The organism is Rhodococcus sp. KRD175, assembly GCF_017168275.1.
Lineage (GTDB): Bacteria > Actinomycetota > Actinomycetes > Mycobacteriales > Mycobacteriaceae > Rhodococcoides > Rhodococcoides fascians.
This window is the reverse complement of the sequence record NZ_JABFAQ010000004.1, coordinates 405,826-431,738: the sequence shown is the minus strand read 5'-3', so window position 1 is coordinate 431,738 and position 25,913 is coordinate 405,826. Positions and strand designations below refer to the sequence as shown.

Sequence of the window (25,913 nt, the reverse complement as noted above, 5' to 3'; positions counted from 1 at the left end):
GTTGGGGCCTACCAGAATGAGGTTTCTCGTGTCCGCGGTACCCGATCCGACCGTCCTCGGCGCTTCCCTGGGGTCGAGTGGCGTCCGCAGTGTGATCAGCGACAGCTCGGGTGTCGACACGGTGCTCCACGTCCTCGAACCGGTTGCCACCGGGCCCGCGCCCAACGGTCTCGCCCCGGATCCCTGGGATGCCGTCGTCGCATCGGTGCACAGCACGGCAGACGAATACGCGTCCACTCGCCACTACCCGGTGCTCGCCCTTCGTGAGAGCGATCCCGACACGGCCTTCCGCGAGGACTTCTCCGACGGCATCGTGCTCGTATCCGAACTGGGTGCGCAGCTGGGCGCGTTACGAGAAACCGGAGTGCTCGCCGGTGAGCGTTGCGTCGCGCTGTTCGACGTCGGCGCATCCGGCACCAGCGTGTCGGTGGTCGACGTCGAGTCCGGTCGCGTCCTGGCCTCGCATCGCACCGAAGAACTCCGCGGCGACGAGTGCGACCGTGTGCTCAGCGACCACCTGATCGAGACGTTCGGCGCGGCGGAGGCGTTGACGGTGGCAGCTCGTCGACAGCTCGTGCACGACGTGCAAGACGGCAAACACCAGCTGTCGATCCTGCGCAGCGTCTCTGTCGTCGGGCCGTTCGTCGGCGGTCGCGCGTCGTTGTGGCGACACGACCTCGACGAGCTCATCGGCGACGCCGTTCGTGCGGCAGTCTTCACAGCCGTCGACGTGCTCGAGTCCGTCGCCGCGAGCGGCGTTCACGTGGAGGCGATCGTCGCAGTCGGCGGCGGTGCCAACATGCAGATCGTTCGGCAGACACTGTTCGACGCCGTGTCGGTGCCCGTCTACGTTCCGGAACGACCGGAATTGTTGGCCGCCCGTGGGGCAGCCGGGATCGCGCGGACCGTGGGAGCCAGGCCTGCACCGGCCCCTGCCGTGACCGCCGTGACCGCCGTGACCGCCGTGACCGCCGTGACCGCCGTGCCCTCCCGTCGTCCGCGGCACAGCGGCAGCCCGTCTCGGCGAATGGCCAGGGCAGCGAAGTCCCGCCGCGTCGGGGGCGCACTCGCCGCGCTCGTTGCGGTGTGCGTGGCCGGAACCGTGGTCGCGGCAGCGGCCCGGACCACCGACGACACCCCCGAACCGTCGATCGCGACCTCCCAGAACGCGTCGCCCTCCGCCCGATCGCAGGCTGTGATGCCGGCGGTGGACGGCTCACCGTCCGTGTCGACGCCGCCCTCGGTGTCGGCCACGGACGGGGCCGCGTCGTCCTCGACGTCTCCGACATCCGGAGTCTCGACGTCCTCTCCTGCACCCACCTCGCCGAACAGTGCCGAGTCACCGCCTCCAACCCGCACGATTCCTGACGTCACTGTCCTTCGGCCCGCGCGTGAAGGCACTCGACTTCCGACGACGACCACGGCTCCGACCACCACGACGGCTCCGACTCACCCCACGACCACCACTGCGCCGACAACCACTGCGCCGACAACCACTGCGCCGACAACCACTGCGCCGACAACCACTGCACCGACCACAACGACGGTGCCGCACAACACCACTCGCGCCTCGACCCCGACGAAACCCACGATAACCACGCCTCGGCGACCGCAGACACCGCCGTTCGTTTCGCCGTGGCGGTGATAGATCTACGGTTTCGACCGCCACGGGGCAGCATCCTCGAGGCAGGATGGTCGGTATGGAGTCACAGACCGAGCGCGAAGACAAGTTCGATGTCGATGCAGACTTCGAGTTCCCCTCCCTCACCTCGCTCGTTCCTGCCGACGGCGCGGCGGTGGAGACCGACATCGAACTGGTCAGCGAGTATTTCGACACCACCGGTCACGATCTGCTGCGTCGGGGAATCACCCTTCGGCGACGCACCGGAGACTCCGACAACGGTTGGCACGCAAAGGTTCCTGCGGAGAAGGCGCGAACCGAGATCAGGCTTCCACTCGGTCACGGCGACCCGCAGGTCGTGCCCGACGAGCTGGCCGACGTACTGCGCGGGGCGGTCATGGGCAAGCAGTTGTCGGCTGTCGCCACCCTGACGACGCGTCGGAAGATTCGTACCGTCACCGATGCATCCGGAGCCGTCGTGGCCGAATTCGCCGACGACGCGGTGTCGGTCGTCCTGATCGGCGGCGCGACCGGGCCGCAGTGGCGTGAGGTGGAAGTCGAGCTCGGGCCGGCCGGCTCGGAATCGTTCCTGAAGAAGGCGAGCAAGGTGCTTCGCGCGTCGGGTGCGACGCCGTCGGCACATCCATCCAAGTTGAACCGTGCGCTGTCGGTGGTTCGGGAGGAGCCGGCGCACGACGGGCTTCGGTTGCTCGTCGATTATCTCGACGAGCAAGCGCAGGCCATCGTGGCCGGCGACGTGTATCTGCGCCGCGGACTGGATCCGATTCACTCCACGCGGGTGGCCATCAGGCGCTACCGCAGTACGCTTCGCGTCTTCGGCAGCGTGTTCGAGGACGAGCCCGCGGCCGCACTCGAAGCCGAATTGTCCTGGTATGCAAGCCTGCTCGGCGAGGTGCGAGATCGGCAGGTGCAGCGGGCGCGGTTTGCAGCGGCGCTGCGAGACCTTCCGTCGGAACTGGTTCTGGGCCCGGTGGCGTCGCGTATCGAGAACGACCTGCTCGCCGAGCAGATCCGCCACCGCGAAGCTGCGATGGCCGAGCTCGACGGCGAGCGGTACCGAGAGATGCTCACGACCGTGGCTGCCTGGTCGAGGGGATTGCCGATCGACGGCGAGGTGAGCGAGCGGTTGCTGATCAAGCTGGCGCGCAAGGCCGGTAAGAAGGCCGTAGACCGCACCGAGAAGGCTGTGCGAGGCACCGACGATGAGCAACTGCACCGCGGGAGGAAGGCCTCGAAGCGGGCTCGGTATGCGGCCGAGTTGGTGGCACCCGTCGTGGACAAGAAGGTGTCCAAGTCGAATATCAAGAGATACAAGCAGATTCAAGAAGTTCTGGGCGAGCATCAGGATGCCGTCATCGCGGCGGAGATTCTGCGTACCCTCGGGGCTCGAGCGGGAACCACCTCCGGCGAGAACGGGTTCACGTTCGGACTCCTCTTCGAGCGTGAGCGCCGTGCAGCCGAACTGGCTCGTGACGAGGCGAGCAAGCTGGAGTTCTGACCGAGTACACAAACCGTCGTTTTCCCCGTTTAAACCCTCGAAGTGTACTATGAGACCGAATCGAGTAGGGGGTGTCGACGGGTATGTCCGTTGCGTTGGGCGTTCACGTCGGAACCGATGAGATCTCGGCCGTCTTGGTCGAAACCGATCTGCCGGGTCTGGGCCCGGTTACCTCGCGACCCGTGTCGATCGCCGCTGCCCCCGGCGGAATCGGTGACGCCGTTGCGACGGTTCTCGGAATCATGCGTGTACAGGCAGCTCAACGAGACCTGATCGTCGACGGTGCCGCCGTGGTCTGCGACAACCTTCTGCACGGCGAGATCGTTCGGGCCGCGCTGGCCGACCACCGCGTCGTCGACGTCGAGGTATTGGCGATGGACGATCCGCGGTTGCCCGACGAGTACCCGTTGGACGTGGCCGCCGCCGTCGTCGGTGCCGCGTCCAGGACGGGCCGTCCGTCGGGTGACGAGATCGCTGCGGGGCAACCCGACTGGGACGATCGGGCCGGAGAATACGATGCTGCGTCGCGGGGATCTCGATGGACCATGGTCGGATTGGGTGTGGCCGTGCTGGCTGCTCTGAGTGGGGCAACCGTGTGGGCGTTCTCCTCGCCCGCGCCGACTCAGGACGCAGTACTCGATACCGCAGATTCCAGCATCGCCCCATCGACGCCCGGTCGGCCGGCGTCGAGCGCCGGGCCGGTTGTTCCTGTGGCTGGGCCGTCCGCGGTTCCACCGATCGGCGCGGGTGTTCTGGATGTGTCGACCGCCCGCTCCGGGTCGGGCGACGTCTGGATCGACGCGGTCCCGGTGGCCGCCCCGAGTGCGACGTCGAACGCACCGAGTTCGTCGTCGACGGGACGGGGCAACTCGGGTGGCGGCAATTCCGCCCCCGGTGGTCGGGATACGAAAACAGAGATCTCGAAGCCCGGGACCGAGACTCCGCCGACCAACGACGAAACCACAGCTCCCACCGATACGGACGTCCCCGATCCCACGGAACCGGGTCCGACCGAGCCCACGGAGCCGGCGGAGCCCACGGGGCCGACCGAGCCCGTGGAGCCCACGGAGCCGACCGAACCCACGGAGCCTTCGGGGCCGACGGATCCCGCGCCTCGGACGGAGGAACCACCTGTCATCGATCCGGCCGAGTGACGATTTTGTCGATAATCCGTTGTGAGCGAGCGGGTTCGCTACTTCGAAAAGTCCGTGGTGTGACAGGTGTGTGAATTCGACTCGGACACCTGAACTTCTGCTCGAGCCTGGCTACCATCGGGTGATCGACCAGTAGACGGTGAGTTCTCGATGACCGACAAATCCGCAGTAGAACCGGTGACGCGCACGACCATCGACAGGGCGGTGGGTGTCCTCATTGCCTTGCGCGGCTGCAGTCCGGATGAGGCGTTCGCCGAATTGGCAGCGCACAGTTTCCGTTTCGATGTTTCTCTCGTGCAGTCGGCTCGATCCATCGTCACTGCGGCACGAGGAATGGACTCCGACAACGGCGTGGGCTGTGCCGCAATGTCGTCGGCGCAGGAAGAGTGGGGCTCGTTGCTCGCCGACCGTCGGGACGGGTTCGGGCACGTCGCCTGACCCAACTCGTGGTCCGAGTTGTTGTAACGAATCCCAAAACAAACCGAAAGTTGAATAGAACAGGGCATTTACCGACTCCTCGACGGTTCGAGGCGCTACGATCGCCAGGTCGGAGTAGCTAGGCGAGTCGAGGGAACATGAGATCTGTCCTTGGTGTCTCGGTGGGTTCAGCCATTGCCCGGGGTGTAGCCCTGGATGCGTCGGACGAGTCGGTACGTTCTGCGCACGTCGTGCGATCGTTCGATCCGGACGACCATCTGCAGGTCGCGCTCGATCTGTTGGATTCGATGTCGCGGGATCAGACGGTGGATCGACCGGACATCGTTCTCGCCGTTCCGGACGATCCCGGTGCGCGCGGACGCACGTCGGCATATTCGACGTACGAGGCCGATCGTCTGCTGGTGGCGTCGGAGCTCGGGGCACAACTTCGGTATCTACGCGGCACGGGGATGCTCGAGGGTGCGCGCACCGTGGCCGTGTGCGACATCGGGGCGTCGGGAACCACCGTGTCCATTGCCGACCCCGCCACGGGAGCGGTGCACAGTTCGGTCCGCACCACGTTGTTCGGCGGGATCGGGTGTGACGCCCAGATCTCGCGTTACCTTCTGTCCGTCTACGGGGCAGACGAATTGGCCTCGGAACGGGCCCGCGCGGAGTTGCTGGTGTCCGTTCGCACGGCACGCGAACAGCTGTCACGCCTGCGGGTGGCCGAGGTCACCGGGCCGTTCGTCGGCGGACCGGTCCGGTTGTGGCGCAACACGTTCGACGATGTTCTCGAGCGCAGTATCCGATCACTGGAAGATTGGGTGGCCAGCATCATCGTCGACGCACCCTGCGCCGTGAATGCGTTGGTGATGGTGGGCGGATGCGCCAACCTGCCGTCGCTTCGTCGGATGTTTCGACGCGATCTGATGTTGCCCGTCGTCGTGCCTGCCAATCCCGAGTCCCTCACTGCGCACGGGGCTGCCCTGATGGCAATCGATGCGGTCGCGTCGCGCCAACACCGTCCGCGCGGTGCGATGAGCAGTGCGTCGGTGCTGACGCAGCCGGCCGCGATGGTGGGCATGGTGGGGTACCGGGACGCCCCGCGGCACCGTTCTGCCTGAGCCCCTTCCTGGCCAACGTGCGTCGTCGTTGGGTAGGTTGCTCGGGTAATGATGAACAGTAGGGACGAGACGGTGGGGCAACAGTGGCAGAGCAGGTAGCGGAGTCCGGCGCAGCAGCATCCGATGCGGGAGCATTCGATCCGGCGGAGCACGCGCGCAGCATGGTCGGGTATCACTACCGCACCGAGGACTACTACGAGGTGGGCCGCGAGAAGGTTCGCGAGTACGCCCGTGCCGTTCAGGATTTCCACCCCGCCCACTGGGACGGCGATGCCGCAGCAGCGCTGGGCCACAGCGCTCTCGTGGCCCCGCTGACGTTCATGTCGTTGGTCGGCACTCTGGCGCAGAAGAAGCTGTTGCAGTCCATCGCCGAGGGCTACGACCTCAGCCAGATTCTGCAGACCGATCAGGTACTGGTGTTCCAGAAGCCGATTCTGGCCGGTGACCAGTTGACCTGCGATGTCTCCCTCGACGCGTTCAAGACGGTCATGGGTCGAGACATGATGATCACCAAGAACGTCGTGTCCAACCAGAAGAACGAACTGGTGCAGACCACGTACACCACGCTGCTCGTCGGGCGATCCGGCGAGATCGATCCGGCCATCTCCGAGGCGGCTCGCAACATCGTGATGTTCGGTGCGACGACCGACACCAGCAGTGCCGAGGCGAGTGAGCACGACACCCTGTCCACTCCCCAGGAGCACGAGCCGCTCATCGTCGAGGAGTACCGGGGTCAGCCCACTCGGAAGTTCGACGAGGTGAACGTCGGAGACGAGTTGCCCACGCGCACAGTGCGTTTGACTCGCGGAGATCTCGTCAACTACGCCGGCGTCGCCGGTGACGCGAACCCGATCCACTGGGACGAGAAGTTCGCCAAGATGATCGATCTCGAGAACGTCCTGGCGCACGGGATGCTCACCATGGGTGTCGGCGGCGGATTCATCAGCGAGTGGCTCGGCGATCCAGGCGCGGTGAAGGACTACACCGTTCGATTCACCACCCCGATCCCGGTGGACACACACAAGCCGGCCGAAATCGTCTTCGGCGGCAAGATCAAGTCGAAGGACGAGGAGTCCCGTACGGCCGTCATCTCGATCGGCGCGACCTTCGAGGGCAAGCGAATCTTCGGCCACCGCGCTACTGCGACAGTGCAATTGGGCTGAGCCTGTTGCCGCGTATCGGCTCCTCGGTTTCGGATTTCTGACTCCGATCGGCGTCGGGTTTCCGAATGTGGGGAGCTGATGTGTCGGTGGGGGCGTGGATGTGTGGGTGGGGGTTGCAATCTACGCCCCTGTTCGGAATTTACGCCGCGTGTGGGGGGTGTGGATTGCTGCTAGGGGCGTAAATGTGTCGGCTGAGCCACGCCGTCGAGGCGGTGTGACCCGAAGAAGGCACTTGCGCGAGTCAGCGAACGATGTCCATGCTCGGGTCGTTCTTGGGTTTGTGGTCCCAAATGGATGTATCGGACTCGAGGGTCTGGCCCTAATGGGTGGGTTCCACCGGCTCCGGTAGTTGTCGCCACTGTGCCCGCGGGTCGTCCTGAGGTTCGATGCTCGATTCATCGTCCATGGTGGTCAAGCTACCCGCCGGAGCGGCAGCGCCGCACTCATTCCCAGCTGGAGACGACTTTGCGCGTCGGGCGTTCGTTGCTGTTGGAGAACAGGTGTGGGCTCTTGCTCTTGATGTATTCGACGTCGGCGAATACGGCGCGCAGGTGCTCGCGCATCGACTGGGCGGCGGCCTCGAAGTCTCGGGCTTCGAGGCCGTCGACTATTGCGGTGTGTTGTTCGATGAGGTCGGGGATGGGACGGGTGTCGCGCAGACCGAGTCGTCGGGCCCGATCCAGATGAGCTTTCGCGGATTCGACGGATCGCCATGCGGCGGAATGTCCTCCGGCTGCGAGGAGTAGCTGGTGGAATTGCTCGTCCAAGTCGAAGAACTGGTCCATGTCGATTCCCGGCTCGTCCTGCGCTGCCAGATTGGCGCGCAACGCAGCGAGGTCCTCGTCCGAGCGAGAGTTGACTGCATCTTTCAAAGACGCGGTTTCGATTGCCTCACGGACGAATTGGGCATCGGCAACACGGTCGGTGTCGACCCGCGAGACGAAGGTGCCGAGTTGTGGGAAGACCTGAACCAGACCCTCTTCGGCCAAGAGGATCAGGCTTTCGCGGACGGGTGTGCGGCTCACGGACATCTGCTCGGCGAGGTCGTTCTCCGACAGCGGGCTACCCGGGGGGAGCGTCAGCGACACGATGCGTAGGCGCAATTCTCGGTACGCCCGCTCCCGTGCGGTGACTTTCCTGCTGCTCTGTGTGCTCACCGGTCAAGACTAACGTGACCTCGTGGGTGACCCACAGGGCCGAAGCCTTGACGAAATGCTGCCCGTCACTAGTATGGTAGTACTGATATTCAAGGCACTACGGCGGAGGCTCTACAGCGATGGCAGTGATCAGCGGCAACGACGAGGCAGCCGTCCTACACGGTCCACGTGACCTGCGGATCGAGAAGATCGACCGTATGCAGGTCGGCGACGGCCAGGTGAGGGTGGAGGTACACGGCGTGAGCCTGTGTGGCTCGGACCTGCACTACTACGCCGACGGCCGCAACGGCTCCAACTCGCTGACGCAGCCCACCGTCTTGGGCCACGAGGGATTCGGGGTCGTCACCGAGGTCGGCGCGGGCGTGTCCCAGGACCGGATCGGCCAGCGAGTGGCCATCGAACCCGCGATTCCGAAGGGCACCTCACCGCTGAGCCTGAGCGGTCACTACAACGTCTGCCCCAGCGTTGTCTGTTTCGGATCCCCACCGAACCACGGACTGCTGCGGCAATCCGTCGTTCTCGCAGCCGAATTCGCGCACCCACTCCCGGATTCGATCGACGACGATGTCGCAGCGCTCATCGAGCCCCTGGCCGTCGCAGCGTGGGCTGCCGCCAGAGTCGGCTCCGTGTTGGGCAAGCGCATCGCGATCACCGGTGCCGGGCCCATCGGTCTGTTGGTTCTGCAGACGGTCATTGCCCTGGGCGCGTCGGAGACAACCATCACCGACGTCGCACCCGCTCGGCTCGAGGTCGCGGCAGCGCTGGGTGCCACCACGACGTTGCGTTCCGGCGAAGACGCACTGCCGGAAGGCGCTTTCGACATCGCCTTCGACTGCTCGGGACATCCCGGAGCCATTGCCGACGCGGCACGCTCACTCGGCCCGGCAGGAATTCTGGCGCTCGTCGGCGTGCCCGGACGCGCGTCTGCCGAATTCCCGATCGGGGCAGTGCAACGCTGGGAGCTCGACATCCGCGGGTGCTTCCGTTACGGCCCTTCGGCATTCGCCGACGCAATCGCACTCGCCGGATCGGCTCGAGTGGACCTCGCGGCGCTCGTCACATCGACGTACCCGTTGGCCGAATCTGCCGCAGCGCTCGAGGCCGCGCTCACCGACCCCACCCAGCTCAAGATCGTCATCGACACCACTTCGCAAGGACCGCAATGAAAATCATCGATGCCACCGTCATCGTGACGGCTCCGGGCCGCAACTACGTCACGCTCAAGATCACCACCGACGAGGGCATCGTCGGGTGGGGTGATGCGACGCTGAACGGACGCGAGCTCGCAGTCGAGTCGTACTTGAAGGACCATATTGCGCCACTTCTGATCGGACGCGATCCCCATCGGATCGAAGACATCTGGCAGTACCTGTACAAGGGCGCGTACTGGCGACGTGGCCCGGTGACCATGACGGCCATCGCAGCCGTCGACGTCGCACTGTGGGACATCAAGGGTAAGGCCGCCGATATGCCGGTCTACCAGCTCCTCGGTGGTGCTGCACGAGACGGAATCATGGTCTACGGGCACGCCAGCGGCGGTAGCATCGAAGAGATGCTCGACGACGTCCAAGCGCATCTCGACAAGGGCTACAAAGCAATTCGTGCTCAGTCGGCCATTCCTGGCCTGAAGAAGACCTACGGAATTCCGGTCGACGGCTTCTACGAACCAGCCTCCGGCGCTGCGCCGCAGGAAGATTCGTGGGATACCGCCCCGTACATGCGGTTCGCACCGCAGATGCTCGGTGCCGTGCGTGAACGTCACGGGTTCGACTTTCACCTGCTCCACGACGTGCACCACCGTCTGAGCCCGATCGAGGCTGGACGACTCGGGCGCGACCTCGAAGAGATGCGCATGTTCTGGATCGAGGATCCCACTCCAGCCGAGGATCAGAGTGCCTTCGCCACCATTCGCCAACACACGACCACCCCGATTGCCGTCGGCGAGATCTTCAACTCGATCTGGGACTGCCAGGATCTGATCACCAACCGGTGGATCGACTACATCCGAGCGTCGGTCTCACACGCCGGCGGCATCACCCATCTGCGCAGAATCTTCTCGTTGGCGGATCTCTACGGCGTTCGGTCCGGATCTCATGGTGCGGGCGATCTTTCGCCCGTCTCCCTCGCAGCCGCATTGCATGTCGATCTGTCGATCCCGAACTTCGGCGTGCAGGAGTACATGGGTCACGTCGACCCGACCGGCGATGTGTTCCAGACCAGCTACACCTTCACCGACGGTTTCATGCACCCGGGAAACAAGCCGGGCATCGGCGTCGAGGTGAACGAAGAGGCCGCCGCGAAGTACCCGTACAACCCCAAGTATCTGCCCGTCAATCGCCGTCTCGACGGCAGCATGCACGATTGGTGAAGCGCCACATGACCACAACGCAATTCGATGTCGTCCTGCTCGGCGAGCCCCTCGTGGAGGTTTCGACCACCGAGGCCTTCCGGCACGGAGTAGGTGCTGCGCTCGGGGTGTCGGGAGACGTCGTCAACGCAGGTGCCGCGGCCGCTGCTGCAGGTGCTTCGGTAGCGCTGATCGCGCGGGTATCCGACGACGAACTCGGTGATGCCGTCTGTCGGCGTATTCGTGAACTCGGTATCGACGACACCTACATTCGGCGAGTTCCCGGACAGCAGGGTGTCTATTTCCTGCACATCGATCCGGAGGGGAATCGCCAGTTCTCCTATGCCCGATCCGGATCGGTGGGCAGTCAGCTCGATGTGGCGGACCTGCCCGAGGGTGTGATCGAGCAGGCAGGTGCCGTGCTGGGCGGCGGAATCGCTGCGGCACTGTCGCCGACGCTCGCCCGCACGATGCTGCACGCGGCGCAGCGCTCGGGCAGATTCGTCTACGACCCCAACTTTCGCCCCAGGTTGACCACGGCCGACGAGGCCCGCGCATTCCTGCAGAGCGTTGCTCCCTGTACCGAGGTGATGGTGCCATCGGCACCGAGCGAGATCGAATTGCTCCTGGGCACAACCGAACCGGAGGCTGCTGCAGCTTTCCTGATGAGCTGGGGTGCACGTTCCGTGGTGGTCACGCGAGGGTCCGAAGGGTCCAGCATCTTCACCGCTGCGGGGACGTCGCACCAGCCGGTGATCCCCGCGCTCGAGGTCATCGATCAGACCGGTGCCGGTGATGTGTTCGCCGGCACCCTGACGGCGCGTCTCGCTCTCGGCGACGATCTTCGCGAGGCGGCGGCCATGGCAGCTGCTGCGGCATCGCTGAGCGTCGGCGGGCGGGGCGGCACCGGTCTCATCGCACCGCTGTCCGAAATCCGACGTCACAGAGAACGAGTGACGACATGACGGTGGCCACGCGATTGTCCGATGCGTCCGCCGAGGTCGTTCGTCCCACCGCCAGCGGAATCGTGCATCTCGGCGTCGGGGCATTCCATCGGGCGCATCAGGCCGCGTTCACCTACGAGGCGGCGCTGCTGACCGGTGAGACCAATTGGGGCATAACCGGTTTCACCCAGCGCAGTAACACCGTGGTGGAACAGCTTGCCCCACAGGACGGGTTGTTCACCCTGGTGCAGAAGGGAACCGAGGAGACGACGGCGACCGTCGTCGGTTCGATGCTCGACGTACGGAACGCAGCCGCGAACCCCGACGCGGTGGTCGAGGCCATCGCCGATCCCGCAACGCACATCGTCACGCTGACGGTGACCGAGAAGGGCTATCGACTCGACCCCGCGTCGGGTCGATTGCGCCTGGACGATCCGGAGATCGCGGCGGATCTGGCCGGCAGGCCGCCGCGCACCGTTGCCGGACAGTTGGTGGCGGGCTTGGCTCGACGCATGGCGGGCGATGCGCCTCTCACGGTGTTGTGTTGCGACAACCTACCGTCGAACGGGCGGATTCTGTCCGAACTCGTCAGTGCTTTCGTTGAGGCACGCGGCATGAACGACGGCCTGGCCGAATGGATCTCGCGTCGAGGCGCATTCCCCAGCAGCATGGTCGATCGAATCGTGCCGGCTACCACCGATGAGGACAGGGCGGACAACGAACGACGAACGGGACTGCGCGACGACGCCCTGGTGGTGTGCGAACCCTTTCGGCAGTGGGTGATCGAGGACAATTTCGCTGGTCCGCGTCCGGCCTGGGAACGAGTGGGCGTGCAGTTCGTCGACGACGTGGAGCCGTGGGAGACCATGAAGTTGCGCGTCCTCAATGCCACTCACTCGGTGTTGGCCTACCTCGGAATTCTGCGTGGACACAACACCATCGCGGAGGCGGTCCAGGATTCGGAGCTCGACGAGATCTGCCGGGCCATGGTTCTCCGAGACGTGGCACCGACGACGACCGGCGGAATGGACGCTGTCGGCTACGGCAACGAGGTACGCACGAGATTCGCCAACCCGGCGCTGAAACACACCACCCGGCAGGTGGCGATGGACGGATCGCAGAAGCTCGGACCGCGCCTTCTCGGAACCGTGCGGGACGCCACAGACGCCGGTGGTTCGACGGACATGCTCGCCCTTGCCGTCGCAGCCTGGTGCGCCTTCGTTCTCGCCGAGACGGGAGCCGGACGTGCACTGGACGATCCGTTGTCGGCGCAGTTGGCTCGGGCCGGGTCGGCGTCGGACCTTCTCGCTGTCGAGTCCATCTTCGGGTCCGATCTCGGGCCCACGTCACCGTTCGGCACGCAGGTCGTTGCGTGGACCGACTTCCTACGGACCAACTCGCTGAGCGAGTGGAAACGAGTGCTGGTATGACCTCCGAACACGAAACATTGCTCGAAAACCTCACTGCCCGAGATGTATTACGCGTGAGTCCGGTGATTCCCGTCGTCGTGATCGATCGGGTGGAGGATGCAGTGCCGCTGGCGCGTGCACTCTATGCGGGCGGCATCGGCATCATCGAGATGACATTGCGGTCCGAGGCCGGGCTCGGTGCCATTGCGGCGATCGCTGCGGACGTGCCGGAAGTGGTCATCGGCGCGGGAACTGTGCTGAACCGCGACGATGCCATGAGATCGGTGGATGCCGGCTCGAGGTTCCTGGTCTCACCCGGATCGTCGAAGGGTCTGCTCGACGCGGTACGCACGCTACCGGTGCCTGTTCTGTCGGGCGTGTCGACTGCGACCGAGGCGATGACCGTTGCCGAGGCCGGATCGACCGAGATGAAGTTCTTCCCCGCCGAGTTCTCCGGTGGCGCAGCGGCACTGGGCGCGCTGGCAGGCCCGTTGCCGCACTTGACGTTCTGCCCCACCGGCGGGATCACCCCGCAGAACGCTGTCGACTACCTGGCATTGCCGAATGTGGTGTGCGTCGGCGGTAGCTGGCTCACGCCGCGCTCACTGGTGCAGGCGGGGGACTGGGCCGCGATAGAGGAACTGGCCCGTTCTGCGAGTGCGCTCGGCACCGCGTAGTTCGGTTCGCGAAGGGTCATTGACGTATTGGTATAACAGTGCTTGTATATCACTGTGGCGAGCGCCACCAACCCTCCTCGATGAGGCACAGGTCTCGCGGAGACCGCGGCGAACTCGCATCATGAACTCATCGATCATCACCAGCAATGGAGCTTCGGATGTCACAGGACACCAACGAGTCGACGGACGATCGCGGTAACACCGCCGTCCCGACTCGCAGCACTAAAGACCTCACCAAGGCGGCGATGTCCGGTTGGCTGGGTACGGCAATGGAGTTCATGGACTTCCAGCTGTATTCGCTCGCCGCCGCGATCGTTTTCAATCGCATCTTCTTCCCCGACGTGAGCCCGGCGATCGGCTTGATCGCCGCCATGGCCACTTACGGAGTCGGCTACGTGGCCCGCCTGGTCGGTGCCATCTACTTCGGCCGGATGGGCGATCGGATCGGTCGAAAGAAGGTCCTGTTCATCACCATTGCGATGATGGGCGCATCCACCACCCTCATCGGCGCACTGCCGACTTACGACGCGATCGGCATCATGGCGCCGATCCTGCTCGTTGCCCTCCGCCTGATCCAGGGCTTCGGTGCCGGAGCCGAAATCGCCGGGGCGACGGTCATGTTGGTCGAATACGCACCGGACAAGCGTCGAGGCCTCATCGCATCGCTGGTCTCCCTGGGAACCAACTCCGGAACCCTTGCGGCCTCGGCTATCTGGGCCCTGCTGCTCGCTGTCCTGTCCGAGGATCAGTTGCTCAGCTGGGGCTGGCGAGTGCCGTTCCTCGCGAGCTTCTTCCTGATGATCTTCGCGGTGTGGTTGCGCTCGAACCTGAAGGAGAGCCCGGTCTTCGAGGAGCGTGCCGATGTGGTCGACGGTGTGGCTCTCTCGCGCGACGAGATCGAGAAGACCGACGAGGACGTGAAGGTCAGCGTTCTCGAGTCCGGTCTCAAGCAGAAGAAGGGGCGCGCGTTCTTCATCGCGCTGGGTCTGCGTTTCGGTCAGGCGGGCAACTCCGGACTGATTCAGACGTTCCTGGTCGGTTACATCGCGTCGACGCTGCTGATCGATCGTTCCATCGCCACCAGCGCGATCGTCTACGGCTCGCTCATCGGTTTCGCGACCATTCCGATCATCGGCATCCTGGGCGACAAGTTCGGCCGTCGTCCGATGTACATGGTGCTCAGTGCGCTCACCATGATTCTCGCGTTCCCGCTGATGCTGATGGTCACCAGCGGCAACACCATAGCCCTCGTCGTCGCAATGGTTCTTGCTCTGAACCTCGGTGTGCTGGGCCTGTTCTCGCTCGAAAGCGTGACGATGGCGGAGCTGTTCGGCGCACGTACCCGCTTCACGCAGCTCGCGCTGTCCAAGGAGATCGGCGGCATCCTCGCCACTGCCATCGGACCGCTGCTCGCGGCCAGCCTCACCGCATGGACCGGTAGCTGGTGGCCCATCGCGGCGATGCTCGTGATCTACTCCGCGATCACGCTGGTGTCGGCCTACCTGGCACCGGAAACCAAGGGGCGCGATCTCGTCAGACTGGCCGACGCAGCCTGAGATGTCCGCAGTGGTGTAGCTGAGCCCATAGCTGCACCACTGCAACAGAATTGAACGCAAAAAAATCGAAGTACCCTATTGGCACTCTCCGGTGGAGAGTGCTAATTTGGGTTCTGCACAGTGAAGGGCGGCCCGCCACAGGGGCGGACGCTTCGTCGTACAGGAGGTGGTTGCTGTGCTTCGCTTCGATCCGTTCCGTGACCTCGACTCGATTGCCGCCGGCATGCTCGGCGCGACCAGTGGTTCGGACCGTGCGCCCAGATTCATGCCGATGGATCTGTACAAGCTCGACGACCATTACGTACTCAACGCCGACCTACCCGGCGTCGATCCCGGCTCCATCGACGTCGACATCGACCGCGGCACACTCACTCTGACTGCGCATCGCACCGCTCCGAGTAGTGATGGTGTGCAGTGGCTTTCGTCGGAGCGGTTCGCCGGAACGTACCGTCGGCAACTCTCCCTGGGAGACGGCGTCGACGCGGAGAAGATCTCGGCCTCCTACGACAACGGCGTCCTGACGGTCACCATCCCGCTGGCTGAGCGTGCGAAGCCGCGCAAGATCGAGATCGCCCACGACAACACGCAGAAGACCATCGAGCCGCAGAAGAGCTGAGTGCGCTTCGCGCAGTGGTGCGGCAAAGCGCCGCCCAGGGCACATAGCCGCACCACTGCCGCAGGCACTCACACTGCGTCGTGAAATTCGTTTTCGGCGGCCAGCATCCCCTCGAACCACCTGTCGAGCGTCTCGTCGTCCACGGCGTCCATGCGGTCGACTTCATGGGCCAGTGCGTCGACCTGAGCGACGAAGGTCGACCGGGCGTGCATGGCAATCCATTCCTGAAGTGCCGGTTCACGTTCAGCGGAGGACTTCATCGCTGTTCGGCACCACGATAGGTACAGGGTCTCGGCGGCGAACATCGCTACCAGAGCGGCACTTCTACCCTCTCGCTGCGCGAGTCCGAGGGCATAGTCCGACAGCGCCGAGGAACTCGCGATCAACTCTTCGGTATTGCCGTCGAACGGAAACTTCTCGCGGAGACCGGCGAAGTACGCTCGCTGTTCTCCGACGAGGTTCGACATCGACATCACATGATCCGACGCGTCGTCCAACGACGTCGACTCGGCGACGACCAGCCCCAGAATGCGGACTGCAGTGAGTACGAACGCCTCCTCGATCACCAGGTACCTTCGAAAGTCCTCATCGGAGAGTGATCCGTCCGTCGATTGCACGATGAACCGAACTTGCTGAGCAGCAGCGAGGTTGGGCTGTTGACGCTCGACGAGTTGCTGCGAGCGGGTCACGCGCCGGCAACCCACGTGATCAAGCCGTCGAACAGGTCGGTGTAACCGGGCCATTGTTCGCAGAACTCGGGCGGGGCCCAGTGCGGCGAGCAATCGGAGGTGAAGACCGCGGATCGGCCCGAGCCGTATTCGCCGACCGCGACGAGCGGATCTCCATTGATGGTGGCGGGCACGGTAACGCCCTCCTTCGGCACCACTCGGTTGTAACCGAGCAAGGCGGGCCACTGTGTTCCGCTGGCACCCAGTGCGGCGTGCGTGCTGTCGACGACATCGGGAACCATTCCGCCGGGAGCCTCGACTCGGTCGTCTTCGGCCAGCAGTGTCACCGGCAATACGTCGGCGAGCACAGTCTGCCGATACGCGGCGCGCGCTTGGAAACCGGAGAACGACAGGTACCCGCCGATCATGATCAGTCCTCCTCCGCTGCTCACCCACTCACGCAGTGCGGCGAGCCTGTCGTCGCCGGCCTGGAAGCGGTCGAACACGTTGGGCGCGAGTTGAATCGAATTGGCTCCGATATCCGAGAGCACAATGACGTCGAACTCGGACAGTGCCTCGGCCGTGCCGGGGAATTGTGTGGGAACGAGGTGCGCGGGCATGTGAACCACTTCGTGCCCGCGCGAGGTGAGCGCGTCGCGCAGGGGGCCGATCCCTTCTACGTAGGAATGGACGGTGAATTCGTCGACGCCTTTGACGTGGGTGGACGAGGTCATCCAGCTTTCGCCGGCGATCAGAACTTTCTTACCCATGGTGGTTCTCTATCCTTTTCCGGCGCTCTCGAAGAGCGACCTGGGGTTGTCCTGCATGAGCGAGGAGACGTGGTGTGCGTCCATTCCGCTGCGGACCAGCCGCGCTGCGAAAGAGACTGGAACGTAGGCCAATCCGTTGCCACCGAACTTGCGGAGCATCGACTTGAGAAACAGATCGTGGCTGAGCAGCAACTGGGATCGATAGCCGCCGCCGACGAGGCCGCAGATCGCGAACGCGGTATCGGCGGGCGACGGCGACTGGCCCTCGCCTGCGAACTCGAAGGGCATGCCGATCATGTCGAACTCGAGGAAGACTCCGCGATCGGCGAGGGCGCACTGATAGTCGGGGTCGTCGCCCGAGGGGTCCATGTGGCAGAGCACCACAGCTGCCGGGTCGACACCCATCTCGTCCACGACGATGTCGAGGACTTGATGTCCTCTGCGTTGCCAGCCCGGGAGATGGACGAACAAGGGGACGTAGGTTTCTCTTTGGGCGATGCAGGCGGCTCTCAGTGCTTTGGCCTCGGCGTCGGTGAAGGACGGCGAAACGCCGATCTCACCGATCACCCCCGGCCGCGGCCCGTCGCCGGTGAATTCGGCGATGAGCCGGGCCGCGAGGTTGTCGATACCGAGCGCGGTGACCTCGGGCGGGTGCGTGGGTTCGAGATACCAGCCCGAACCCATGACGACGCGTACTCCGGACTCGCGTGAGTAGTGCTCGAGGATCTCGGGTCGCCGCCCGATGCCCGGCGGCGTGAGGTCGACGACCGTGGTACCGCCGTTGTCCGCGAACACTTTCAGGTCGTCGAGTACGGCCGCCGCGTCGTCCACTCGGCAGTTGTCTGCGCTGTGGTACGGGTTGTCGTGCAGCAGCCAGGCCCGGTCCGCCGATACCGGACCGGACAGCAACTGCGCCAGAGCCGGGTCGGCAGCTTCGGAATACGCGGTCGAGGCGTCGTTGTGCAGATGCTCGTGCGGTAGCACCAGTCCCAGTTCGCTGGAGTCGATCGGCCCGGTGACGGTCTGGACGATCATTGCTTACCCGGTGCGCTCTGCAGGTGCTTGAACAGCGAAGCCAGAGAGTGCCCGCGCATGTTGATCCAGATGGCGACGAGCAGAACAACACCGGTGATGATCGGTGTCAGGAACGGGCTCACACCGAGTAGCGTCAGGCCGTTGGCGATGATGCCGGTCAACACTGCACCTATGACGGTGCCGATGACCGTTCCCCGGCCGCCGAACAGGTTGGTGCCTCCCAACACCACTGCGGTGATGACGGTGAGCTCGAAACCATTGGCGGAGTTGGCCGATCCCGATCCGAGTCGTGCAGCGATCAATAGGCCCGCGATGCCCGCGGCGAGCCCGGTGAACACCAGGGTCATCATCAGCACGCGACGGGTGTTGACGCCGGAGCGTCGGACGGATTCGACGTTCGAGCCGATTCCGGTGACGTAGCGGCCGAATCGTGTGCGATTGAGCGCAACAGCGCCGACGATCACTACGGCCAGAGCAATCCATGCGCTTGCCGAAAAGCCCAGCCACGACGCCGTACCCAGTTTCGCAAAGGCGGTACCGGGAGTGATCGGTACCGAGAAGCCCTCGGTCCTGTACAACGCGATGCCGCGAATGATCGACAGGGTCGCCAGGGTGACAATGAACGGCGGAATGCCCTGATACGCGGCGAGCCAACCGTTGACCAAGCCCCATGCGGCACCCATCAGAGGTGCCGCGACGAATACCACCGACGAGTCGACTCCGGCTTGGATGAGTTCGGCGCTCATCGCGGCGACGAAGGCAACCGTCGCTCCGACCGACAGGTCGATCTGACCGGTGGTGATCACGAACGTCATGGCGACGGCGATGATGAGAACCGGTGCGATCTGCGTCGCGAGGTTCGAGATGTTGGTGAAGGTCAGGAACGAGGACGTCGTCACCGAGAACACCAGGGCCACTGCGATGGTGACCGCGAGCATGGCCAGGGTCGGCTTGTTGGTCTGCTGCCACAGAGTCGGGCGTGCCGCCAGTTTCTCCACGGTCGGCTGGGCTTTCTTGTCCACGGTGATCATGGGCGGCCTTCCGGCGAGGAGGGTGAACGCTGGGGAACCGGCGTGCGCGTGATCAATCCGACGAGCGACTCGATGTTCAGATCGCCGATCGGAACATCGTCGACGCTCTGTCCCTCGTACATGACGGTGATGCGGTCGCAGACCCGGAACAGGTCCTGTAGGCGGTGCGTCACCAGGATGACTCCGACGCCTTGGGCTGCGACGTCGGTGATGAGTTTGAGGACCGATTCGACCTCTGCCACAGCAAGAGCGGCGGTGGGTTCGTCCAGAATCAACACATCCGGTCGAAACGAGACCGCGCGTGCGATGGCCACCGTCTGGCGTTGCCCACCGGAGAGTTGCCCGATCTCCTGGTAGGTCGACTTCACCTTCACGTGCAGGTCCGCCAGAATCTTGGCGGAACGTTCATGCATCCCGTGGCGATCGAGGAACGGCCCTTTGCGTGGCTCGCGGCCGAGGAACAGATTGCTTGCGACGTCCAAGGTGTCGCACAGGGCGAGGTCTTGGTAGACGATGCCGATTTTTTTCTGTTGCGCGTCCAGCGGTGTCGAGAAGCGCACCGGTTCCCCGTTCACCCGCATCTCCCCACCGTCGTGTTGGACGGCGCCGGCAAGGATTTTCATGAGCGTCGACTTGCCGGCGCCGTTGTCTCCGACGACCCCGAGTACTTCGCCGCGACCGAGTCGAAGGTCGACTCCGCGAAGCGATTTCACCGGGCCGTACGATTTGGTGATTCCCGAGAGTTCGATCAGTGGCGCGACCGTCAGGTCTTGTTGTGCCATAGGGCTACTTCTCCAGGTAGTACATGTAGTCGCCGACGTTCTCCGGAGTGACGATCTGGGTCGGTACCGGGATGTCAGCGGGTGCGGTCCGTCCGCAGCCGAGGTCGATGGCGGCATTCATGGCCTCGTAGCCGAACTCGAAGGTGTTCTGCTGCACGACGCCTTTCAGCCACCCTGCGTTGAGAGCTGAGACGGCCTGATCGGACAGATCCCAGCCGACGGCCTGAATTCGGTCCTGGGCGTTCTGGCTGTTCACCGCGGCGACCAATCCGATCAGAGCAGGCTCCCCGGTGGCGTACACGTACTGCATGTCCGGGTTGCCGGTGAGCAGGTTCTCGGCCGCGGTTTGCGCGTTCTCCTGGATGTTGCGGCCGTCGACCACGGTGCCGACGGTCATCCCGGCCGCCGAGACGGTATCGGTGAAGCCTTTCTGACGTTCGAGCTGGATGGTGCTGTTGAGTGCGCCGACGATTCCCACGGTGCCGGTGTTGTTCGCCAACGCAGTGAGGGTGTCGCCGATCTGAACGCCGCCTTCGGCGTTGGCGGTGCCGACCTGCGTGTCCACGGCAGGATCGTCGACGGTGGCGTCGACGGCGACGACCGGGATGCCCGCAGCATCGGCCTTGACGATCGAGGGCTTGATGCCGTCCGTGTCGATGGCATCGACGATGATCGCGTCGACGCCCGAGGCGATGAGGTTGTCGAATGCGTTGGCCTGGCTGACCGAGTCGTCGTTGCCGCTGATGATCTGCAGTTCGACGCCGGTCTGGTCGGCGATCTTTTGGGCTGCGTTGTTGATCTGGTTGAAGAACAGGGCCTGCAGGTTGATGGTGACGAGACCGACCTTGAGGGTGCCGTTCTTGCCGTCGCACGAATCGGCGACGCGGCTCGGATCCGGGATGCTCGACGCGGCTGCGTCGGTTCCGCCCGCGGTGTCGCTGCTGGATGCGGAGTCGCACGAGGTGAGGGTGAGCGCAAGTGCGGCACCGAGAACGAGGGGGAGTGCGCGTTTGATCATCGGGTCTCCTGGAGATCGACAGTGGCGAGGGTGGAGGTGAAGTCGGCGAGTTCGGTTGGAGTGGGGCATCCGCGTGGTCCGGCTGTAGCGCAGGCGAGTGCTGCCGAGATTCCCGCCATTCGGGCTGCGTGGATAGGGGGTTCGCCCGCGTCGATGAAGGCGATGTAGGTGCCGCAGAAGCAGTCTCCGGCTCCGACGGCATCTATGACGTCGACCGATACTGCCGGTTCTGTCAGGGTCTCACCCGAGGGTGTGACCAGAGTCCACCCGCGTTCGCCGTCGGTGACGACGAGGTGGGTGTCGTGCTCGGCGGTCAGTATCGGCCACCGTTCGGCTGGGATGCCGAAGCTGTTCTGCCACAGACTGCGTCCGACGATGACGTGGTCGGCAAGGGCAAATGCGTGCAGTGCGGCGTCGACGTCGTCGCAGCCGTCGAGGTCGATGGCGAGGCCGACGTTGCCGGGGAGCGTGGGTGGGAGCATCGATGCGCGGTAGCCGTCGAGGAACACGCGTCCACCGTCGATCGAGAGCTTGTCGAGGACCGTGCGCAGTCTGCCTGCGTCGTTGGCGTCGTCCTGGCTGATGATCGATCGGTCCCCGCCGTCGGCGATGAGAACCACTGCGGTGGAGAGGAATGCGTCGCGCGGTGCCCAGCTGGTGTCGACTCCGTCGCGTTCGAGGGCCGCGAGGAATTCGGAGGATCGAATGTCCGGGCCCACCGCGCCGGCGAACGCGACGCGGGCTCCCATGCGGGCTGCCGACACTGCGGCGTTGGCATTCATGCCGCCGTCGATCGACTCGATCGTCGTGGCCTGCACCCTCTCTCCGAGGGTCGGAACATGCGGAACATGAACCGTGACATCGTTGTTGGCGTAGCCGAAAAATACGATCATCGTCTACTTCCCGGCTGCGCGGGACACGTCGCGAACCTTCTCGCCGGAGACCCGGCCCCACCAGCGTGCATTCTCCTTCACCGAAGAAGCGATGATGGCACCGTCGCATTCGTTCATCAGGTCGGCGACGTTGGCCGCCGTGATTCCCGATCCGATGATGACGGGGAGGACCGTGTTGTTCTTGATGACCGACACCTCGTCGACCGAGGCGGCGTCACCGGTTCTCGAGCCGGTTGCGATGAGCACGTCTGCGTCGAAGAATTCTGCGTCCTCGGTCTGTTCGGCGATGGTGCGATCGGCAACGATGGCGTGGGCACCGTGCTTGACGTGAACGTCGGCGAAGATCTTGACCGGGTCGGCACCGATGCGGTGGCGAAAGCGGGTGGTCTTGGCTGCCTGGCCTTCGATGAATCCCTCGTTGGCGATGTAGGCGTTTGCCCACTGGTTGACCCGCACGAAGCTCGCTCCGGCGGCCCACGCTGCGGCCACGCCGCATTCGCCCGCGTTGGACAGGATGGATACTCCGACTCTGCTGCCGAACTGACCGACGACGGAGGCGGTGACGACGCCCATGCTGGCCGCTGTTTCGTATCCGTGCTCTCCGGGCTTGAGGAAGGGTATGTCCCAATGATTTTCGACGATGACGCCATCGAATCCGTTGTCGATGTACGCGTGCGCCTCCTCCACGGCGAAGCCTGCGATCTCGGAGACGGGCTGGCCCTTGTAGTGCGGGCTGCCCGGCAGTGCGGGTAGGTGGATCGCGCCGATGAGTGCGGGTGCGGAGGTGAACATCTCGGCCAGCGCCGACGGCTTTGTCGGAAATACCCCCAGCGAAGCTGAGGGGTTCGGATCCGACGGGGACGTACTCACGTAAGGAGCTCCTCTGGTGTGGGCGTCGACCAAGGCGATGTAATCGATTGCCTCGTATGTATGCACCGTAGGCGATCGGCACCGGGTCGTGTCAAGGAGTTCTTGAGTCGTTTATGTAAACGATTACCTCTACTGTGTAAACAGCATCGCAAGCGACCGTGCGGTTCGCTAGCCTCGGTTCACACGCGAGAGTAGGAGTTGGATGCGCAAAGCAACCATTCGTGACGTCGCGGAGCGCGCGGGCGTCTCGACAGCCACGGTGTCTCGGGCGCTCTCGGGGTCACGTCCGGTGTCGGACGACGTTGCCGCGAGTATTCGGCAGGCGGCGGCCGAACTCGGCTATTCGGGCAACATCATCGCCAGCTCTCTGCGCCGCAACCGCACGGACACGGTCGGGATGGTGGTGCCCAGTATTGCCAACCCGTTCTTCACCTCGCTCGTCGTCAACGTCGAACACGTTCTCTCGCAGCGTGGACTGCAGCTGTTCCTGTGCGATTCGCGATCGGATCCTGAAGTAGAGGCGCAACGGCTACGTAGTCTGGTCTCGCGTCAGGTCGACGGCATCATCATCAGCCCGTGCCATGGAGAACGTTCCGCCGAGGCCGTTCGTGCGTCGGCCCGTGCGATCCCTGTGGTTCAGCTCGACCGCTTCGCTCTCGATACTCATACCGATTGGGTCGGCGTCGACGATGATGCCGCTCAGGGTCTGATCATGGATCACCTTGCTGCACAGGGTGTTCGGAGTGCCGCATTCATCAGTTCCGAGCTGACCAATTCGTCGACGGAGTTGCGGCGGGCGGGCTTCTTCCGCCATGCCGAGCGCGTGGGGATTCGGACGCGGGACGAGTGGACGTTGTTGGGTGATTATTCGATCGACTGGGGGCGTGAGGCGTCGCGCTCGATCCTCGCTGCCTCCACGCGGCCCGATGCGGTGGTGGGCGCGGACGACCTGATCGCCCTCGGGGTGCTGCAGAGTTGTCAGGCTCTCGGGTTGTCGGTTCCGGGCGATGTGATGGTCACCGGGTTCGACGACATTCCGTTCTCTGCATTGAGCAATCCGCCGCTGACCACCATCCGGCAACCGCAGGAACGAATCGCTGAAGAGGCCACTCGCCTACTGGATCAGGCCATGAACAGCGATCACACCGGCACTGCGCACATCGCGTTGCAGCCGGAGTTGGTGGTCCGTCAGTCGACGGTCGGCCACGCACGCGTCGCCGCGGTGTAGGCCACGATCGCCGCATCGAGTTCGTCGAGCGTGACGGTTTCGTCGGCGGCGTGCATCAGTGCCGGCGTCCCCGGCCCCCACACGACAATAGGGGCACCGGGGGCAGCGGATCCGATGATGGACGCGTCGGTGAAGTACGTGACCGGTTCTTTAGCAACGGTATGCGGAAGGCCATCCACCCATCGGTCGCCTTGGGGTGTGCGAACTCCTGGCAGATCGATGCGAGCGTCGGCGTGATCGACCTCGGGTTGATCACGCCACCAGGACAGCAGTGCCGAGCCGTCCCCGACGGTGCGATGGTCGACGACGACGTGTGCGGTGTCGGGAACGATGTTGGGTGCCGAGCCGCCGTCGATCAATCCCACGTTGAACGTTTCGGCACCGAGGAACTGATCCGTAGACAGCGGGAGCTCGGTGCGGGCTCGTGTCAACACGTCGACCAGTTTCATGATTGCACTCTCACCCCGATGCGGAGTACTTCCGTGTGCTGCAATGCCTTTGGTGGTTACGTCGACCCACAACGCACCTCGATGCCCCAGATGGACGCGATTTCCCGTTGCCTCGGGAACCACGACCGCTCCTACGGCGCACTCGGCGACGGCGTGGCGAGCGGCACGCGCACCGAGTGACCCGATCTCTTCGTCGCTGGTGAGCAACAGGGCGGCAGGAACCCCGTTGTCGAAGGCGTCCATCACCGCAGCGGTGGCGGCAACAAGCCCGGCCTTCATGTCCGAGGTGCCGCGGCCACGGAGAACACCGTGTTCGATATCTGCAGCGAAGGGATCGAACTGCCAATTCGACAGATCACCCGCCGGCACGGTGTCCACGTGGCACGCGAACATCAACCGCTTCGACGTCGGCGGGGAGGGATTGGTGATCAACAGCCATGGGTGGGGACCATCCGGATCGCCGTCGATGGCAAGGTCACCGACGCGGGCCCTGAGCACGGACACGATTGCGTCCATCGACGAGCGCTGGGGACGGGGATCACCCGACACAGTGGGCTGGGTGACCAGTTCGGTGAGAAGTCCGACGGAATCCATGACTCCAGTATGCCGCAGGCATCTATGAGGCGTTGGCGATGATTGCCTGCGCGGCCTCGGTCGGTGCCTGAGTCGGGATCCAATGCGTCACTCCGGCAAGCACAGTCAGGGTGTAGCGGGCATCGACGTACTGTTGTGCGCGTTCGATGGCCGATCGGCCGATGAAAGTGTCGCCGTCACTCCACACCATCGATGTCGGCACTGTGATGCGCAGACGGCCGATACCAGGGTTGAAGAACGGCAGTCCGCGATACCAAGTGACAGCGTAGGGAAGTGCGCCGTAGTCGACGATGTCCGTGCGCGTGCGCTCCAGGTCGTCCGCGTTCATACCGCTTCTCTCGTACCAATTTTCGGCCCTCTGGCCGGGCCGCGTCATCCATTTCTCGGGGAGCACCGGCAGTTGGAAGAACGCGAAATACCAGGAGTGGAGTATCTGTCGCGAGGTGAGCAGAGCCGTCATGAACGACCCCGGATGCGGGACGGAGAATGCCGTCAGCGACGACACCAGATCCGGGCGTCGGCCTGCGGTGACCCACGCGATCATCGCTCCCCAGTCGTGGCCGACCACATGCACCGGGGCACCGATTTCGTCGATGAGGGCCACGATGTCGTCGACGAGCGCACCGACGCGATAGTCGCGTCGGCGTTTGGGTCGGGCACCCGGCGAGTACCCGCGCTGATCGGGCGCGATTGTTCGAAAGCCCGCGTCGTTCAGCTGGTCCATCACTGCGGACCACGACGCGGCACGTTCGGGAAAGCCGTGCAGCAGCAATACAATCGGTCCGTCCAGAGGTCCCTGGTCGAGGACGTCGAACTCGAGTCCGTCATGGGTGTAGCGTGCGATCCTCTCGCTCACCGAAGGATCCTT

Annotated in this window: 25 protein-coding genes; 14 read left to right on the top strand and 11 right to left on the bottom strand. The window is 64.3% G+C overall.

The features are described 5' to 3' along the window. Positions 1-28 precede the first annotated feature (28 nt). From J1M81_RS06590 to J1M81_RS06565, 6 genes are all read left to right on the top strand, one after another. The gene (locus J1M81_RS06590; RefSeq protein WP_206497784.1) at positions 29-1,645 is read left to right on the top strand and encodes an Hsp70 family protein; all 1,617 of its coding nucleotides are present in this window, start codon (positions 29-31) and stop codon (positions 1,643-1,645) included. 55 nt (positions 1,646-1,700) lie between these two features. Beyond that, positions 1,701-3,140 (top strand): CYTH and CHAD domain-containing protein, encoded by a 1,440-nt coding sequence (locus J1M81_RS06585; protein WP_206497783.1) that lies wholly within the window; start codon positions 1,701-1,703, stop codon positions 3,138-3,140. 83 nt (positions 3,141-3,223) lie between these two features. Continuing rightward, the gene (locus J1M81_RS06580) at positions 3,224-4,294 is read left to right on the top strand and encodes a hypothetical protein (RefSeq protein WP_206497782.1); all 1,071 of its coding nucleotides are present in this window, start codon (positions 3,224-3,226) and stop codon (positions 4,292-4,294) included. A gap of 150 nt (positions 4,295-4,444) precedes the next feature. Then, positions 4,445-4,732, top strand: a complete 288-nt coding sequence (locus J1M81_RS06575; RefSeq protein ID WP_027495414.1) for an ANTAR domain-containing protein — start codon at positions 4,445-4,447, stop codon at positions 4,730-4,732. A gap of 161 nt (positions 4,733-4,893) precedes the next feature. Beyond that, positions 4,894-5,838 carry an Hsp70 family protein gene (locus J1M81_RS06570; protein ID WP_308051228.1) on the top strand — a complete coding sequence of 315 codons (945 nt, stop codon included), beginning with the start codon at positions 4,894-4,896 and terminating at the stop codon, positions 5,836-5,838. Positions 5,839-5,921: 83 nt separating this feature from the next. Beyond that, complete coding sequence (locus J1M81_RS06565; RefSeq protein ID WP_032387624.1) at positions 5,922-7,001, top strand: fused (3R)-hydroxyacyl-ACP dehydratase subunits HadA/HadB; 1,080 nt, start codon at positions 5,922-5,924, stop codon at positions 6,999-7,001. 443 nt (positions 7,002-7,444) lie between these two features. Here the strand turns inward: J1M81_RS06565 and J1M81_RS06560 are convergent, their stop codons facing one another. Further along, positions 7,445-8,158: a GntR family transcriptional regulator gene (locus J1M81_RS06560; protein ID WP_206497780.1), complete on the bottom strand. Its 714-nt coding sequence runs from the start codon at positions 8,156-8,158 to the stop codon at positions 7,445-7,447. 119 nt (positions 8,159-8,277) lie between these two features. Here J1M81_RS06560 and J1M81_RS06555 point away from each other — a divergent pair, with 119 nt between their 5' ends. The 7 genes from J1M81_RS06555 (at position 8,278) to J1M81_RS06525 (ending at position 15,707) form a co-directional block, all read left to right on the top strand. Beyond that, a complete protein-coding gene (locus J1M81_RS06555; RefSeq protein WP_206497779.1) occupies positions 8,278-9,324 on the top strand; it encodes an alcohol dehydrogenase catalytic domain-containing protein in 1,047 nt (348 codons plus the stop codon). Then, positions 9,321-10,526 carry a D-mannonate dehydratase ManD gene (gene manD, locus J1M81_RS06550; protein ID WP_032374833.1) on the top strand — a complete coding sequence of 402 codons (1,206 nt, stop codon included), beginning with the start codon at positions 9,321-9,323 and terminating at the stop codon, positions 10,524-10,526. The genes J1M81_RS06555 and manD overlap by 4 nt, the downstream gene beginning before the upstream one ends. 8 nt (positions 10,527-10,534) lie before the next feature. Further along, positions 10,535-11,470 (top strand): sugar kinase, encoded by a 936-nt coding sequence (locus J1M81_RS06545; RefSeq protein WP_032400513.1) that lies wholly within the window; start codon positions 10,535-10,537, stop codon positions 11,468-11,470. Further along, on the top strand, positions 11,467-12,879 hold the full coding sequence (locus tag J1M81_RS06540; RefSeq protein WP_032400453.1) for a mannitol dehydrogenase family protein: 1,413 nt from the start codon (positions 11,467-11,469) through the stop codon (positions 12,877-12,879). The genes J1M81_RS06545 and J1M81_RS06540 overlap by 4 nt, the downstream gene beginning before the upstream one ends. Then, entirely contained in the window at positions 12,876-13,535 is a 660-nt protein-coding gene (gene eda / locus J1M81_RS06535; RefSeq protein WP_032400452.1) for a bifunctional 4-hydroxy-2-oxoglutarate aldolase/2-dehydro-3-deoxy-phosphogluconate aldolase, read from the top strand. The genes J1M81_RS06540 and eda overlap by 4 nt, the downstream gene beginning before the upstream one ends. A gap of 158 nt (positions 13,536-13,693) precedes the next feature. Beyond that, the gene (locus J1M81_RS06530; protein ID WP_032400512.1) at positions 13,694-15,091 is read left to right on the top strand and encodes an MFS transporter; all 1,398 of its coding nucleotides are present in this window, start codon (positions 13,694-13,696) and stop codon (positions 15,089-15,091) included. A gap of 175 nt (positions 15,092-15,266) precedes the next feature. Continuing rightward, complete coding sequence (locus J1M81_RS06525) at positions 15,267-15,707, top strand: Hsp20/alpha crystallin family protein (RefSeq protein ID WP_027495425.1); 441 nt, start codon at positions 15,267-15,269, stop codon at positions 15,705-15,707. Between the two features lie 68 nt (positions 15,708-15,775). On the opposite strand, the gene J1M81_RS06520 is transcribed toward J1M81_RS06525, so the two are convergent. The 8 genes from J1M81_RS06520 to J1M81_RS06485 are packed head-to-tail and all read right to left on the bottom strand — an operon-like array spanning position 15,776 to position 22,774. After that, the gene (locus J1M81_RS06520; protein WP_032400451.1) at positions 15,776-16,396 is read right to left on the bottom strand and encodes a TenA family protein; all 621 of its coding nucleotides are present in this window, start codon (positions 16,394-16,396) and stop codon (positions 15,776-15,778) included. Then, complete coding sequence (locus tag J1M81_RS06515) at positions 16,393-17,145, bottom strand: glutamine amidotransferase (RefSeq protein ID WP_045841059.1); 753 nt, start codon at positions 17,143-17,145, stop codon at positions 16,393-16,395. The genes J1M81_RS06520 and J1M81_RS06515 overlap by 4 nt, the downstream gene beginning before the upstream one ends. 9 nt (positions 17,146-17,154) lie before the next feature. Next, positions 17,155-18,180 carry a phosphotriesterase gene (locus J1M81_RS06510; RefSeq protein ID WP_027495428.1) on the bottom strand — a complete coding sequence of 342 codons (1,026 nt, stop codon included), beginning with the start codon at positions 18,178-18,180 and terminating at the stop codon, positions 17,155-17,157. Then, a complete protein-coding gene (locus J1M81_RS06505) occupies positions 18,177-19,211 on the bottom strand; it encodes an ABC transporter permease (protein WP_032367059.1) in 1,035 nt (344 codons plus the stop codon). Before J1M81_RS06505 ends, J1M81_RS06510 begins: the two co-directional genes overlap by 4 nt. Next, complete coding sequence (locus J1M81_RS06500; RefSeq protein ID WP_032367058.1) at positions 19,208-19,993, bottom strand: ATP-binding cassette domain-containing protein; 786 nt, start codon at positions 19,991-19,993, stop codon at positions 19,208-19,210. Before J1M81_RS06500 ends, J1M81_RS06505 begins: the two co-directional genes overlap by 4 nt. 4 nt (positions 19,994-19,997) lie before the next feature. Further along, positions 19,998-21,011 carry a substrate-binding domain-containing protein gene (locus tag J1M81_RS06495; RefSeq protein ID WP_032367057.1) on the bottom strand — a complete coding sequence of 338 codons (1,014 nt, stop codon included), beginning with the start codon at positions 21,009-21,011 and terminating at the stop codon, positions 19,998-20,000. Beyond that, entirely contained in the window at positions 21,008-21,904 is an 897-nt protein-coding gene (locus J1M81_RS06490) for a carbohydrate kinase family protein (protein WP_032374889.1), read from the bottom strand. The genes J1M81_RS06495 and J1M81_RS06490 overlap by 4 nt, the downstream gene beginning before the upstream one ends. Before the next feature lie 3 nt (positions 21,905-21,907). Next, positions 21,908-22,774: a BtpA/SgcQ family protein gene (locus J1M81_RS06485; protein WP_308051227.1), complete on the bottom strand. Its 867-nt coding sequence runs from the start codon at positions 22,772-22,774 to the stop codon at positions 21,908-21,910. 202 nt (positions 22,775-22,976) lie between these two features. Here J1M81_RS06485 and J1M81_RS06480 point away from each other — a divergent pair, with 202 nt between their 5' ends. Continuing rightward, on the top strand, positions 22,977-24,002 hold the full coding sequence (locus tag J1M81_RS06480; RefSeq protein WP_032367055.1) for a LacI family DNA-binding transcriptional regulator: 1,026 nt from the start codon (positions 22,977-22,979) through the stop codon (positions 24,000-24,002). Here J1M81_RS06480 and J1M81_RS06475 read toward each other — a convergent pair. Both J1M81_RS06475 and J1M81_RS06470 read right to left on the bottom strand, forming a co-directional pair. Next, complete coding sequence (locus tag J1M81_RS06475; protein ID WP_032400447.1) at positions 23,963-25,045, bottom strand: M20 family metallopeptidase; 1,083 nt, start codon at positions 25,043-25,045, stop codon at positions 23,963-23,965. The genes J1M81_RS06480 and J1M81_RS06475 overlap by 40 nt on opposite strands. A gap of 22 nt (positions 25,046-25,067) precedes the next feature. After that, positions 25,068-25,901, bottom strand: coding sequence for an alpha/beta fold hydrolase (locus tag J1M81_RS06470; protein ID WP_032400446.1), 834 nt, complete (start codon positions 25,899-25,901; stop codon positions 25,068-25,070). Between the last annotated feature and the right edge of the window lie 12 nt (positions 25,902-25,913).

Bases quoted from the DNA above. Each gene is read 5' to 3' on its own strand.
- J1M81_RS06530 (WP_032400512.1), top strand. From the start codon at position 13,694: ATGTCACAGGACACCAACGAGTCGACGGACGATCGCGGTAACACCGCC.
- J1M81_RS06555 (WP_206497779.1), top strand. From the start codon at position 8,278: ATGGCAGTGATCAGCGGCAACGACGAGGCAGCCGTCCTACACGGTCCA.
- J1M81_RS06505 (WP_032367059.1), bottom strand. From the start codon at position 19,211: ATGATCACCGTGGACAAGAAAGCCCAGCCGACCGTGGAGAAACTGGCG.
- J1M81_RS06495 (WP_032367057.1), bottom strand. From the start codon at position 21,011: ATGATCAAACGCGCACTCCCCCTCGTTCTCGGTGCCGCACTTGCGCTC.
- J1M81_RS06585 (WP_206497783.1), top strand. From the start codon at position 1,701: ATGGAGTCACAGACCGAGCGCGAAGACAAGTTCGATGTCGATGCAGAC.
- J1M81_RS06580 (WP_206497782.1), top strand. From the start codon at position 3,224: ATGTCCGTTGCGTTGGGCGTTCACGTCGGAACCGATGAGATCTCGGCC.
- J1M81_RS06515 (WP_045841059.1), bottom strand. From the start codon at position 17,145: ATGGGTAAGAAAGTTCTGATCGCCGGCGAAAGCTGGATGACCTCGTCC.
- J1M81_RS06540 (WP_032400453.1), top strand. From the start codon at position 11,467: ATGACGGTGGCCACGCGATTGTCCGATGCGTCCGCCGAGGTCGTTCGT.
- J1M81_RS06480 (WP_032367055.1), top strand. From the start codon at position 22,977: ATGCGCAAAGCAACCATTCGTGACGTCGCGGAGCGCGCGGGCGTCTCG.
- manD (WP_032374833.1), top strand. From the start codon at position 9,321: ATGAAAATCATCGATGCCACCGTCATCGTGACGGCTCCGGGCCGCAAC.
- J1M81_RS06500 (WP_032367058.1), bottom strand. From the start codon at position 19,993: ATGGCACAACAAGACCTGACGGTCGCGCCACTGATCGAACTCTCGGGA.
- eda (WP_032400452.1), top strand. From the start codon at position 12,876: ATGACCTCCGAACACGAAACATTGCTCGAAAACCTCACTGCCCGAGAT.
- J1M81_RS06475 (WP_032400447.1), bottom strand. From the start codon at position 25,045: ATGGATTCCGTCGGACTTCTCACCGAACTGGTCACCCAGCCCACTGTG.
- J1M81_RS06575 (WP_027495414.1), top strand. From the start codon at position 4,445: ATGACCGACAAATCCGCAGTAGAACCGGTGACGCGCACGACCATCGAC.
- J1M81_RS06545 (WP_032400513.1), top strand. From the start codon at position 10,535: ATGACCACAACGCAATTCGATGTCGTCCTGCTCGGCGAGCCCCTCGTG.
- J1M81_RS06510 (WP_027495428.1), bottom strand. From the start codon at position 18,180: ATGATCGTCCAGACCGTCACCGGGCCGATCGACTCCAGCGAACTGGGA.
- J1M81_RS06490 (WP_032374889.1), bottom strand. From the start codon at position 21,904: ATGATCGTATTTTTCGGCTACGCCAACAACGATGTCACGGTTCATGTT.